This is a genomic window from Microlunatus kandeliicorticis (assembly GCF_014137855.1).
Classification (GTDB): Bacteria; Actinomycetota; Actinomycetes; order Propionibacteriales; family Propionibacteriaceae; genus Microlunatus; species Microlunatus kandeliicorticis.
This window is the reverse complement of the sequence record NZ_JACGWT010000003.1, coordinates 301,502-313,559: the sequence shown is the minus strand read 5'-3', so window position 1 is coordinate 313,559 and position 12,058 is coordinate 301,502. Positions and strand designations below refer to the sequence as shown.

Below are 12,058 nucleotides of genomic sequence, written 5' to 3'. Positions count from 1 at the left end.
GGACGCCGTGACCTACGTCATCGCGCAGCCGTGTGTGGACCTGAAGGACCGGGCCTGCGTCGAAGAGTGTCCGGTGGACTGCATCTACGAGGGCAAGCGGATGCTCTACATCCACCCGGACGAGTGCGTGGACTGCGGGGCCTGCGAGCCGGTCTGCCCGGTCGAGGCGATCTTCTACGAGGACGACGTCCCCGAGGAGTGGAAGGGCTACTACCAGGCCAACGTCGACTTCTTCGACGACCTGGGCTCGCCGGGTGGCGCCGCCAAGACCGGTGAGATCGATAAGGACCACCCGCTCGTCGCCGCGCTGCCGCCGCAAGAACACGACGAGTGAGCCGGCGGCTCGCCGCCGAGCTGCCGGACTTCCCCTGGGACACGCTGGCGGCGGCCAAGGCGACCGCCTCGGCGCACGCCGGGGGACTGGTCGACCTGTCGGTCGGCACCCCGGTCGACCCGACCCCGGAGCTCGGCACCGCCGCGCTCGCCGCGGCGGCGGACAGCCCCGGGTACCCGACCACCGCGGGCACCGCGGTGCTCCGTCGGGCGATCGCCGACTACCTGCAGTCGCGGTGGGGCGCGGCCGTCGAACCGGCGGCCACCCTGCCGGTGATCGGCACCAAGGAGCTGGTGGCCTGGCTCCCGACGCTGCTCGGCCTCGGGCCGGGCGACGTCGTGGTGCTGCCGACCATGGCTTATCCGACCTACAAGGTCGGCGCCGTCACCGCGGGCTGCTCGGTGGTCGAGGCCGACGACCTGGCCGACCTGCCGACCGACGGCTCGGTCCGGCTGGTCTGGATCAACTCGCCCTCCAACCCCACCGGCGAGGTGCTGGCGCCCCCGGTGCTCGCCGAGCGGCTGGCCTGGGCCCGTGAGCACGGCGCGGTGGTGGCCTCAGACGAGTGCTACGGCGAGTTCGGCTGGGAGGTCGAGCCGACCTCGATGCTCGCCGACGCCGTCTGCGGCGGTGACCACACCGGGCTGCTCGCCCTGCACTCGCTGTCCAAACGGTCGAACCTGGCCGGCTACCGCGCGGGCTTCGTGGCCGGTGAACCGGCGCTGGTGGCCGACCTGCTCGCCGTCCGCAAGCACCTCGGGATGATCGTCCCCGGGCCGGTGCAGGCCGCCATGGCCGCGTTGCTCGGGGACCGCGCCCACGTCGAGCAGCAGCGCGAGCGCTACGCCCGGCGCCGGGCCCTGCTCCGGCCGGCGCTCGAGCGCTGCGGCTTCCGGATCGAGCACTCCGAGGGCTCGCTCTACCTCTGGGCGACCCGGGACGAGGACGGCCGCGCGACGGTGGACTTCCTGGCCCGGCTGGGGATCCTGGCCGCTCCGGGCGACTTCTACGGGGCCGCGGCCTCGAGGTTCGTGCGGATCGCGCTGACCGCGACCGACGAGCGGATCGCCGCCGCGTTCGCGCGGCTGAACGAGAGCGGGGCCGCGGCCCGCTGAGCCCGGGGTGACCCGTGGGTCGGTCGGCGCGGCCTCGGCCCGCGCCGACCGCCTGGTCGGCCGCCTGGTTGAATGCTGGACGCCCTGGGCGCCCGACGCCTGCCGAGACCGCCCGACGACGCGCCCTGGAGGTTGCATGCCGCCCGCCGACCCGTCCGCGGAGCCGTCGCCCGGCACCTCCGCCGCGACCGGCCGCGACCGCTGGGTCGACCAGGTGCTCGGCCGGCTCGACCTCGAGCTGCAGATCGGCCAGCTGATGACCCAGGTGGTCTACGGGGCCGAGGCCACCACCCCCGACGACCGCAACCTGGCCCGGCACGGGGTGGCCACCCCGGCCGAGGTGGTCGCCCGGTACGCGCTCGGCGGGGTGATCTACTTCGCCTGGTCCGACAACTGCGGCGACCCGACGCAGGTGAGCGCGCTCAGCGCCGGGCTGCAGGAGGCGGCCGCGGCCGCTCCGTCACGGCTCCCGCTCGACCTGAGCATCGACCAGGAGACCGGGCGGGTGACCCGGATCGGAGCCCCGGCGACCGTCTTCCCGGGGGCGATGGCGCTCGGCGCCGCCGGGTCGCCGGAGCTGACCGCCCGCACCTACACCGCGGTCGGCCGCGAGCTCGCCGCGATGGGGATCACCACCGACGACGCGCCGGTGGCCGACGTCAACGTCGACCCGAGCAACCCGGTGATCGGCACCCGCTCGTTCGGGGCCGACCCGGCCCGCGTCGCCGAGCACGTCCGGGCCGCGATCGAGGGCCTGCACGCCGGCGGGGTCGGCGCGGCCGCGAAGCACTTCCCGGGTCACGGCGACACCGACACCGACAGCCACACCGCCCTGCCGGTGGTCACCCACCGCCTCGAGGAGTGGCGCCGGATCGACGCCCCGCCGTTCGCGGCCGCGGTCGCCGCCGGCGTCGACGTCGTGATGACCGCCCACCTGGCCTTCCCGGCGCTCGACCCGTCGGGCGACCCGGCGACCCTCAGCCGGCCGATCCTCACCGGGCTGCTCCGCGACGAGCTCGGCTTCGACGGGGTGGTCAGCACCGACTCACTCGGGATGGCCGGCGTCCGGACCCGCTATCCGGACGGCGAGATCGCCGTCCGCGCGCTCGAGGCCGGCGTGGACCAGCTGCTGATGTCCGCCGACCAGGCCGCGGCCTCGGCGGCGGTGCTCGAGGCCGTCCGCACCGGTCGGCTGACCGAGGACCGGATCGCCGCCAGCGTCCGCCGGCTGCTGGCCATGAAGTACGACCGCGGCCTGGCCGGGGCCCGCCGGCTGCCGCACCCCGCGGTGATCGGGGCCGCCGACCACCGCGCGCTCGCCGACGAGGTGGCCGACGCCGCGGTCACCGTGCTGCACGGCGACCCGGTGCTGCCGACCACCGGCACCGCCTGGGTCCTCGGCCCGGACGCCGGGGCGCTGGCTGCGCTGCTCCGCGAGGCCGGACGCCCGGCCCGGGCCGCCGAGCCCGGTGGCACCGGCCCGGCCACGGGAGACGCGGTGGTGCTGGTCGCCGGCTCCGACCCGGTCGAGCCGGTGCTGCTGGACCGGGTGCTCGACCCGGCCCGGCGCACCCCGGTCGTCGCGGTGGTCACCGGCAACCCGCAGCAGGCGGTCCGGCTGGCCGACGCCGACGCGATGCTGCTGGGCTACAGCGCCACCGACGTCGCGCTGGCCGCACTGGTCCGGGTCCTCACCGGCGTCCGGACCCCGACCGGCCGGGTCCCGCTGCGGCTGGACCTCACGACCGGACGGAAGCCGGGGGCGGACGATCCCGACCGGACGGACGACGCCGGCGGGCAGAGCGAGCGGATGAATGCCGCACCCGAGGACTGAGCCGGCCCGGATCCGCACCGGTGCCGACCGGGCGGCCGCCGACGGCTGGCGGCTGCTGGCGGGCCGGCGGCTCGGGATCGTCACCAACCCGACCGGGCTGCTCACCGACACCCTGGGCAGCATCGTCGACGCGATGGCCGGGGCCGGACTCGAGGTCGCCGCCGTCTACGGCCCCGAGCACGGGTTCGGGGGCACCGCGCCCGCCGGTGGGTCGGAGCCGACGACCGTCGACCCGCGGACCGGGATCACCGTCCGCGACGCCTACGGGGCCGACGCCGACCGGTTCGCTGGCTGGTTCGCCGAGCGCGGGATCGACACGGTGGTCTACGACCTGCAGGACGTCGGCGCCCGCTTCTACACCTACGTGTGGACGCTGCTGGAGGCGATGACGGCCGCCGCTCGCGCCGGGGTCGGGTTCGTCGTGCTCGACCGGCCGAACCCGGTCGGCGGCCGGGCACGCGGACCGCTGCTGCACCCCGGGTACGTCTCGCCAGTGGGCGGCGAACGGATCGTCCAGGCGCACGGTCTGACGGCGGGGGAGTTGGCCGGTCTGTTCGACGCCGTCGTGCTCCCGGCCCGGGCCGGCCGCCGGCTCCGGGCGCTCGAGGTGGTCGAGCTCGAGGGCTGGACGGGCGACCTGCTGTGGGTCGACACCGGGCTGGTCTGGGTGCCGCCGAGCCCCAACCTGCCGACCCCCGACAGCGCTCTGCTCTATCCCGGCACCGGTCTGTTCGAGGGGACCACGCTGTCCGAGGGACGCGGCACCACCCGGCCGTTCGCGCTGCTCGGCGCACCCTGGGTCGACCACCGCTGGGCCGCCGCGCTCGAGGGCCTCCGGCTGCCCGGGCTCCGGTTCCGCGAGACCGCGTTCCTCCCTGCCGCCTCCAAGCACGCCGGCGAGCTCTGTCGCGGCGTGCAGATCCACCCGACCGACCCGCACGCCGTCGACGCGGTCGCGCTCGGCGTCCACCTGCTCGCCAGCCTCCGTGACCTCTACCCGGAGTTCGGCTGGCGTCCCGAGCCGGACGGCGGGCGGCCGTGGATCGACCTGCTCACCGGCTCGGACCGGCTCCGCCGCGCGCTCGACGCCGGCGCGTCCGCGGAGACGATCATCGGCGGCTGGGCCGACGAGACCGCCGACTTCGTCCGCACCCGGGCGCCGTACCTGCGCTATCCCCGCGGCGCCGGCTGAGCGCGACCAGATCCGCAGCGACCCCACGCCAGACCCCGAGAGGACGACCGCCATGCAGCTCCCCACCCGCAGCCCGGAGGACGCCGGGCTCGACCCGGCCGCGCTCGAGGCCGGCTGGGCGGCCGTGGTCGACCACACCCGCCCGCGCCCGGACGGTCCGCCGCTGTACCCCGGGGCGGTGCTGCTCGACGGCGTCCGCGGCGCCGTGGTGCTGCACCGGGCGACCGGTGAGGTCCGGCGCTACGCGCACGCGGACGGCACCCTGCTGCCGGCCGCCGAGCGGGTGGCCACTCGGCCGGACACGATCTTCGACCTCGCCTCGATCTCGAAGCTGTTCACCTCGATCGCCACCGTCCAGCAGGTCGACGCCGGTCTGCTCGACCTCGACCGCCCGGTCGTCGGCTACCTGCCCGAGTTCGCCCGGGGGGACGACGGCGTGCCCGGCAAGGCCGGGATCACCGTCCGGATGCTGCTCACCCACACGTCGGGGTTCCCGGCGTTCCTGCCCTTCTGGCGCGACCACCCCGACCCGGACTCGCGCGCGCACGCCGTGCTCACCGCGCGGTTGGTCAGCGCTCCGGGCACCGCCTACTGCTACAGCGACCTCAACCTGATCACCCTCGGGCTGCTGCTGCACCGGCTGACCGGACGTCCGCTCGACGCGCTGGTGGCCGACGGGATCACCGGCCCGCTCGGGATGCGCGACACCGGCTACGCGCCGGACCCGGCGCTCCGCTCGCGGATCGCCCCGACCGAGGAGGAGACCGACCCGCCCCGCGGCGTCGTCTGGGGTGAGGTGCACGACGAGAACGCCTGGTCCTTCGCCGGCGTGGCCGGTCACGCCGGCGTGTTCTCCACCGCCGCCGATCTGGCCGTGCTGGCGCAGGTGATCATCGAGGACGGTGCCCTCGACGGAGTCCGGATCCTGTCCGCCGACGCGGTCCGGCGGATGACCACCAACGAGAACACCGGCTTCCCCGGTCATGATCACGGACTCGGCTTCGAGATCGACCAGCCCTGGTACATGGGACGGCTGTCCGGCCCGCGGACGGTCGGGCACACCGGGTTCACCGGGACCTCGCTGGTCATCGACCTCGGCGCCGGCGCCTTCGTGGTGCTGCTGACCAACCGGGTGCACCCGTCCCGGTCGTGGGGGACGATCAACCCCGCGCGGGTCGCCGCCGCGGACGCGCTGGCCGACGCCCTGGCCCGCCGGTGATCATGGCCCGCCGGTGATCATGGCCCGCATGATCACGGCCCGCCGGCGACGATCATGGTCACCTCAGCGTGACCAACTCGTCTGGTCGACGCGTGCTCAGCGGAGGGTGATCACCACCGTGGTGCCCGACACCCCGCGGGTGGCTTCGGCGTCGGTGGCCCAGGAGGGCAGCGTGGTCTCGTCGGAGGTCCACGACCGGCCGTCGACGGCCACCTTGCTGATCCCGTAGAGCTTGGCGTTGGCCACCGCGAACTGCGCGTAGGCCCAGGCGTCGCCGGTGTCCGGCGCGGTGACGCTGACCCTCGACCCGGTGGCCGGCGCCGCCCCCGGCCCGGCGCCGAAGTCGCGGACCCCGAAGGTCTTGGTCATCGCGGTTCTGAGCTGTCCGGGCTGGCCGGGAGCGTGGCCGCGGACCAGGCAGGTGAACCCGGCCGGCGACTGCCCGGTCAGCGTCGAGGCGAGGATCCGGCCGTCCCGCTCGTGCGCCCGGTACGCGTCAGGGTGCGCACTGATCTGCACCCGCTGGGCGATGGTGGTGATGTCCGCGTCCTCCCAGCCGTCGATCTTGACCAGTGCGCTGTAGAACTTGCCGGTCGCGTACCAGGGGTCCATCAGCTGCTTCTCGGTGCCCCAGCCCTGCGAGGGACGCTGCTGGAACAGCCCGACCGAGTCGCGGTCGCCGTAGTCGAGGTTCCGGATCCCGGTCTCCTGGTAGACGGTGGCCATCGCGATCGAGGCAGCCCGTGGCTGCAGGTCGCGCTTCACCGACAGCCCGACGACGATCGAGGCGTAGTGGGCCTGGTCGAGGTCGACGGCGACGCTGTTGCCGGAGGCGCGCGCGACACAGCGCTCCTCACCGGGCAGCGGCCCGCTCGCCCCGGTGACCCGCAGTCCGATCACCAGGCCGACCGCGAGCAGCAGCACCACGGCCAGCACCCCGACCACCGGGGCGACCCGTCGTCCCGTTCGCGCCATCAGTCCATGCTCTCCCGGCCGGGCAAACCCGGGGCGGCGAACCGCCGGGCTCTCAGCCGCGGGACCCGCTCGCGGCGCCCGCTTCCCGGTGCTGTGCTCAGTTCGCGTGCAGGGCGGCGTTGAGCTCGACGACCTTGCCCTGCCGGCCGCGGACCTCCACCGCCCCGGTCACCGAGTTGCGGAGGAAGAGCAGGCCGTCCTGGCCGGACAGCGTCCGGGCCTTGACCACCGAGCCGTCGGGCAGCGTGACCTTGGTGCCGGGGGTGACGTAGAGGCCGGCCTCGACCACGCAGTCGTCGCCGAGCGCGATCCCGATCCCCGCGTTGGCCCCGAGCAGGCACCGCTCGCCGATCGAGACCACCTCGGTGCCGCCGCCGGACAGGGTGCCGGTGATCGAGGCCCCGCCGCCGATGTCGGAGTGGTCGCCGACGATCACGCCCTGGCTGATCCGGCCCTCGACCATCGAGGTGCCGATCGTCCCGGCGTTGTAGTTCACGAAGCCCTCGTGCATCACCGTGGTGCCGGGGGCCAGGTGCGCGCCGAGCCGGACCCGGTCGGCGTCGGCGATCCGGACGCCCGCGGGGACGACGTAGTCGACCATCCGCGGGAACTTGTCGACGCCGAAGACGGTCACGTGCGGGTACCGGGTGCGCAGGGCGGTCCGGACCTGCTCGAAACCGTCGACCGCGCACGGACCGACCGAGGTCCACACCACGTTGGCCAGGCAGCCGAAGATGCCGTCGAGGTTGACCGTCCGCGGTCGGACCAGCCGGTGGCTGAGCAGGTGCAGCCGGAGGTAGACGTCGGCTGCGTCGACCGGCGGCTGGTCGAGGTCGACCACCGTCCGCACCAGCTGGGTCCGCACCCGCCGGACCGCGTCCTCGCCGGCCGCGAGCTGGAGCGCCTTGGGGGCCGCGGCGTCGTCGGCCGGCTCGCCGAGGGCGGGCTCCGGGTAGTAGGTGTCGAGGATCTGACCGGAGAGGTGGACGGTGGCCAGCCCCCAGCCCCAGGCGGTGCGCGTCATGGCGTCAGGGTACTGAAAGCCGGGTTGACGACATTCGATAACAACGATTGACGATAACAACGAGAATCGATAAGGTCGGACCATGACGAACCGAGAGAAGTTCTGGACCTGGTCGCTGAGCCGGGCCGACTACGTGGTGCTGCGGATCCTGCTGGTGCTGATCCCGCTGGCCTACGCCGTCCGTGGGTTGGTGCCCGCGGTCGTCGACTGGGTGACCGGCGCGCCGCTGCACTGGACCAGTCGCACCGAGGCCGAGGCGGCCGCCCCGGTCGCGACGTCCGGCGCCGCCCGGGTGGCCTTCGCCGGCGAGGTCCGCTGGACCATCCCCGACGCCGGGACCGTCCAGCGCGTGCTGGCCCTGCTCCCGTCGGCCGAGACGGTCGTGCTGCTGGTGCTCGGCGCGGTCTGTCTGTGGCGGCTGGTGACCGGGATCCGGGCCGGTGAGCCGTTCCAGGCCGCGGTGGTGCGGCGGTTGCGGGTGCTCGCCCTGCTGGTGCTGGCCCAGGTGATCGTCGTCCGCGCCACCGCGCTGGTCGCCGACTTCGCGGTCACCGCGCCGGCCCGGCCCGACCCGCAGACCACGGTCGGTCTGGGCGCGGGCGACCTGCTCGGGTTCGCGGTCGGGCTGCTGCTGCTCGCGCTGGCCGAGTGCTTCCGGCAGGGCGTCCGGCTGCGCGCCGACGTCGAGGGGCTGGTCTGATGCCGGTCGAGGAACCGCACCGGGTGGTCTGCCGGCTCGACGAGGTGCTCGCCGCCCGCGGGCTCACCCTCACCGCCGTTGCCGAGCAGGTCGGGGTCTCGCTGGTCAACCTCAGCGTGCTCAAGAACCAGCGGGCCAAGGCCATCCGCTTCTCCACCCTGACCGCGCTCTGCGACGTGCTCGGCTGCCAGCCCGGCGACCTCTTCGCGGTCGAGACCGCCGGGTCGGACGCCGGGGACGCGGCCTAGGCTCCCGGCGTGCCGAACGACGCGAGCCCCACCGTCCCGACCGCTCTCGACCTGACCGGCGACGTGGTCGCGCTGACCCGCGCGCTCGTCGACGTCGAGTCGGTCAGCGGGAACGAGCAGCCGCTGGCCGACCTGGTCGAGCAGGCGCTCCGGCGCCACGACCACCTCACGGTGCTCCGCGACGGCAACGTGGTGCTGGCCCGGACCGAGACCGGCGCCCCGGAGCGGGTGGTGATCGCCGGCCACATCGACACCGTCCCGCTGGCCGGCAACCTGCCGTCCTGGATCGAGGGCGAGGGGGAGGACCAGCTGGTCTACGGCCGCGGCAGCTGCGACATGAAGTCCGGCGTGGCCGTCCAGCTCTCGGTGGCGGCCGCCTGCGAGCGTCCGGTCCGCGACGTCACCTGGGTGTTCTACGACAACGAGGAGGTCGAGGCCGAGCGGAACGGGCTGAACCGGATCGCCCGCACCCGGCCCGAGCTGCTGGCCGGTGACTTCGCGGTGCTCTGCGAGCCGTCCGGCGCCGGGATCGAGGGTGGCTGCCAGGGCACCATGCGGGTCGAGGTCGAGCTCCGCGGCCGGGCCGCCCACTCCGCCCGGTCGTGGATGGGGGAGAACGCGGTGCACGCCGCCGCCGGGGTGCTCGGTCGGCTGGTCGACTACGCCCCGCGCCAGGTCGAGGTCGAGGGCCTCACCTACCGCGAGGGGCTGAACGCGGTGGACATCCGGGGCGGGATCGCGGGGAACGTCATCCCCGACCGGTGCGTGGTGGCCGTCAACTACCGTTTCGCGCCCGACCGCGACGCCGCGGCCGCCGAGGCCCACCTGCGCGCGGTGTTCGCGGGCTACGACCTCACCGTGGTCGACGTCGCCGAGGGGGCCCGGCCCGGCCTCGACCAGCCGGCGGCGGCCGCTTTCCTGGCCGCGGTGGGCGGCGAGCCGCGGGCCAAGTTCGGCTGGACCGACGTGGCCCGGTTCTCCGCGATGGGGATCCCGGCGGTCAACTACGGCCCCGGCGACCCGTCCAAGGCCCACGCCGACGACGAGTTCTGCCCGGCCGCCGAGATCCGATCCTGCCGGGAGGCGCTGCTCCGCTGGTTGCAGGGCTGAGGTCGCGGGCGTCGTCGCCCGGATGTCGTCCGGCCCGCGGGGATGATGGACGGGTGAGTCAACGTCAGTACGTCCAGGGTCCGGTGGTCCGCACCGGACCGCAGCCGACGCAGACCTCCGACCAGGCGCTGCTCGACAGCCGCGGCCCGGAGGGGTGGGAGCACACCGACCCGTGGCGGGTGCTGCGGATCCAGGCGGAGTTCGTCGAGGGGTTCAACACCCTCAGCGAGCTCGGCCCGTCGGTCTGCGTGTTCGGCTCCGCCCGCACCGGGACCGACGACCCGGTCTGGGCGGCCACCGAGCGGATCGCCGGCAAGCTGGCCGCGTCCGGGCTGACGGTGATCACCGGCGGCGGGCCCGGCGTGATGGAGGCCGCCAACAAGGGTGCCGCCGAGGCGGGCGGGACCTCGGTCGGGTTGGGCATCGAGCTGCCGTTCGAGCAGGGCCTCAACCGGCACGTCACCCTCGGGATCAACTTCCGCTACTTCTTCGCCCGCAAGACGATGTTCGTCAAGTACGCGCAGGGCTTCGTGGTGATGCCCGGCGGGTTCGGCACCCTCGACGAGCTGTTCGAGGCGCTGACCCTGGCCCAGACCCGCAAGGTCACCGCCTTCCCGGTGGTGCTCTTCGGGTCCGACTACTGGGGCGGGCTGGTCGACTGGCTGTCCGGGACGGTGGCGGGGGCGGGGAACGTGTCGGCCGCCGACCTCGAGCGGCTGCAGCTGACCGACGACGAGGACGAGGCGGTGGCGATCATGCTCGCCCACCGCGAGCGGGCCTGACCGGGGGAGTGGAGCGGCGTGAAACCATGCCCTCATGCAGTGGGTGATCGTGGTGCTGGTGGTCGCCGTGCTCGGCGTCGCCGCGGTGGTCGCCTCGGGCGGGCTCGGCGAGATGCGGAGGGAACCGGTGCGTGACGTCTACCGCCAGGACCTGCCGGACCGGCCGCTGACCGCCGAGGACGTCGACGCGCTGCGGTTCGCCACCGCGATCCGCGGCTACGCCATGGACCAGGTCGACGACGTGCTGGCGCGGCTCGGCGCCGAGATCGCCGAGCGCGACGAGCTGATCGCCGACCTGCGCGGCGAGCGCCGGGTCGGGGCGGGCACGCGGACTCAGGTCCGCACCGACGCCCGGACCGACGCCCGCGCCGACGAGGCCCGGGACGGGCGCGGATGAGCGTCACGCTCCGCGGGTCGGTGATGGTCGGCGCCTCGATCGAGCGCACCTGGTCGGCGTTGATCGACTGGCACGGCCAGGAGGACTGGATCCCGATGACCACGATGCGGGTGATCGGCGAGCGCAGCACCGGCATCGGCACCCGGATCAAGGCCTTCCACGGGCTCCGGCTCGGTCCGCTGCCGCTCGGATTGATCGACAACTTCGTGGTCACCGACTGGCAGCAGCCGACCACCGTCGAGGTGCTCCACCTCGGGCCGTACTTCACCGGCGTCGGGCTGTTCGAGCTGGCCTTCCGCGGCGACGAGAAGACCTGGGTGAGCGTGGTCGAGGTGTTCGACCTGCCGCTGGCCAAGGTCACCGAGGTCGGCGCCCGGCTGGCCAACCCGGTGCTGCACGTCGGCCTGCAGGCCAGCCTGCGCACGTTCGCCCGCACCGTCGAGCAGGGCGCCTGACCGGTGCCCGAGGCGGTTGAGGTCAGCCCGTCGGGCGCGGTCCGCGGCGAGGACGGCCTGCTCCGCTGCCCCTGGGGGACGGCCGGGGACTACCTGCGCTACCACGACGAGGAGTGGGGCGTCCCGATCCGGACGGTCACCGGGCTCTACGAGCGGCTGACCCTCGAGGCGTTCCAGTCGGGTCTGTCCTGGCTGACCATCCTGCGCAAGCGCCCGGCCTTCCGGGCGGCGTTCGCCGGGTTCGACCCGGTCGTGGTCGCGGGGTTCGGCCCGGACGACGTCGACCGGCTGCTGGGTGATCCCGGCATCGTCCGGAACCGGCTGAAGATCGAGGCGGCGCTGGCCAACGCCGCGGTGGTCGCCGACTGGGGCGAGGGGTTCGCCGAGACGATCTGGAGCTTCGCGGCGCCTGACCGGCCCCGGCCGGCGTCGTTCGCCGAGGTCCCGGCGACCACCCCGGCCTCGGTGGCCCTGGCCAAGGAGCTCAAACGCCACGGCATCCGCTTCGTCGGGGCAACCACCGCCTACGCCCTGATGCAGGCCGCCGGTCTGGTCGACGACCACCTGGTCGACTGCCACGTGCCGCACCGCACCCGCTGACCCTCGGTGGTGCTCGGAGCGCTTCGACAGGCTCAGCGCGCGTTCCTCGGCTCAGCGCGCGTTCCTCGGCTCA

General features: G+C 74.3%; 14 protein-coding genes. 12 read left to right on the top strand and 2 right to left on the bottom strand.

The features are described from left to right. Positions 1-7: 7 nt before the first annotated feature. The 5 genes from fdxA (at position 8) to FHX74_RS10505 (ending at position 5,694) form a co-directional block, all read left to right on the top strand. Entirely contained in the window at positions 8-334 is a 327-nt protein-coding gene (fdxA, locus tag FHX74_RS10525) for a ferredoxin (RefSeq protein WP_182560068.1), read from the top strand. Beyond that, complete coding sequence (dapC, locus tag FHX74_RS10520; protein ID WP_182560067.1) at positions 331-1,449, top strand: succinyldiaminopimelate transaminase; 1,119 nt, start codon at positions 331-333, stop codon at positions 1,447-1,449. The genes fdxA and dapC overlap by 4 nt, the downstream gene beginning before the upstream one ends. A gap of 136 nt (positions 1,450-1,585) precedes the next feature. Beyond that, entirely contained in the window at positions 1,586-3,283 is a 1,698-nt protein-coding gene (locus FHX74_RS10515; protein WP_182560066.1) for a glycoside hydrolase family 3 protein, read from the top strand. Then, on the top strand, positions 3,264-4,475 hold the full coding sequence (locus tag FHX74_RS10510; RefSeq protein WP_182560065.1) for an exo-beta-N-acetylmuramidase NamZ family protein: 1,212 nt from the start codon (positions 3,264-3,266) through the stop codon (positions 4,473-4,475). Before FHX74_RS10515 ends, FHX74_RS10510 begins: the two co-directional genes overlap by 20 nt. Before the next feature lie 52 nt (positions 4,476-4,527). Next, positions 4,528-5,694 (top strand): serine hydrolase domain-containing protein, encoded by a 1,167-nt coding sequence (locus FHX74_RS10505; protein ID WP_182560064.1) that lies wholly within the window; start codon positions 4,528-4,530, stop codon positions 5,692-5,694. 96 nt (positions 5,695-5,790) lie between these two features. Here FHX74_RS10505 and FHX74_RS10500 read toward each other — a convergent pair whose 3' ends face one another. Beyond that, positions 5,791-6,669, bottom strand: coding sequence for a hypothetical protein (locus FHX74_RS10500; protein WP_182560063.1), 879 nt, complete (start codon positions 6,667-6,669; stop codon positions 5,791-5,793). A gap of 97 nt (positions 6,670-6,766) precedes the next feature. Then, entirely contained in the window at positions 6,767-7,693 is a 927-nt protein-coding gene (gene dapD, locus FHX74_RS10495; RefSeq protein WP_182560062.1) for a 2,3,4,5-tetrahydropyridine-2,6-dicarboxylate N-succinyltransferase, read from the bottom strand. An 82-nt stretch (positions 7,694-7,775) separates the two neighbouring features. Between dapD and FHX74_RS10490 the strand changes: the two genes are divergently transcribed. Genes FHX74_RS10490 through FHX74_RS10460 form a run of 7 tightly spaced genes read left to right on the top strand, consistent with a single transcriptional unit; the run spans position 7,776 to position 11,985 of the window. Then, positions 7,776-8,393 (top strand): DUF2975 domain-containing protein, encoded by a 618-nt coding sequence (locus tag FHX74_RS10490; RefSeq protein ID WP_182560061.1) that lies wholly within the window; start codon positions 7,776-7,778, stop codon positions 8,391-8,393. Next, positions 8,393-8,641 carry a helix-turn-helix domain-containing protein gene (locus FHX74_RS10485; RefSeq protein ID WP_182560060.1) on the top strand — a complete coding sequence of 83 codons (249 nt, stop codon included), beginning with the start codon at positions 8,393-8,395 and terminating at the stop codon, positions 8,639-8,641. Before FHX74_RS10490 ends, FHX74_RS10485 begins: the two co-directional genes overlap by 1 nt. Before the next feature lie 9 nt (positions 8,642-8,650). Next, positions 8,651-9,751 carry a succinyl-diaminopimelate desuccinylase gene (gene dapE / locus FHX74_RS10480; protein ID WP_182560059.1) on the top strand — a complete coding sequence of 367 codons (1,101 nt, stop codon included), beginning with the start codon at positions 8,651-8,653 and terminating at the stop codon, positions 9,749-9,751. A 53-nt stretch (positions 9,752-9,804) separates the two neighbouring features. Beyond that, positions 9,805-10,533, top strand: coding sequence for an LOG family protein (locus tag FHX74_RS10475; protein ID WP_328823755.1), 729 nt, complete (start codon positions 9,805-9,807; stop codon positions 10,531-10,533). Between the two features lie 34 nt (positions 10,534-10,567). After that, complete coding sequence (locus tag FHX74_RS10470; protein ID WP_182560058.1) at positions 10,568-10,930, top strand: DivIVA domain-containing protein; 363 nt, start codon at positions 10,568-10,570, stop codon at positions 10,928-10,930. Further along, complete coding sequence (locus FHX74_RS10465; protein ID WP_182560057.1) at positions 10,927-11,385, top strand: SRPBCC family protein; 459 nt, start codon at positions 10,927-10,929, stop codon at positions 11,383-11,385. Before FHX74_RS10470 ends, FHX74_RS10465 begins: the two co-directional genes overlap by 4 nt. Positions 11,386-11,388: 3 nt before the next feature. Continuing rightward, entirely contained in the window at positions 11,389-11,985 is a 597-nt protein-coding gene (locus tag FHX74_RS10460; RefSeq protein ID WP_328823754.1) for a DNA-3-methyladenine glycosylase I, read from the top strand. Positions 11,986-12,058 lie beyond the last annotated feature (73 nt).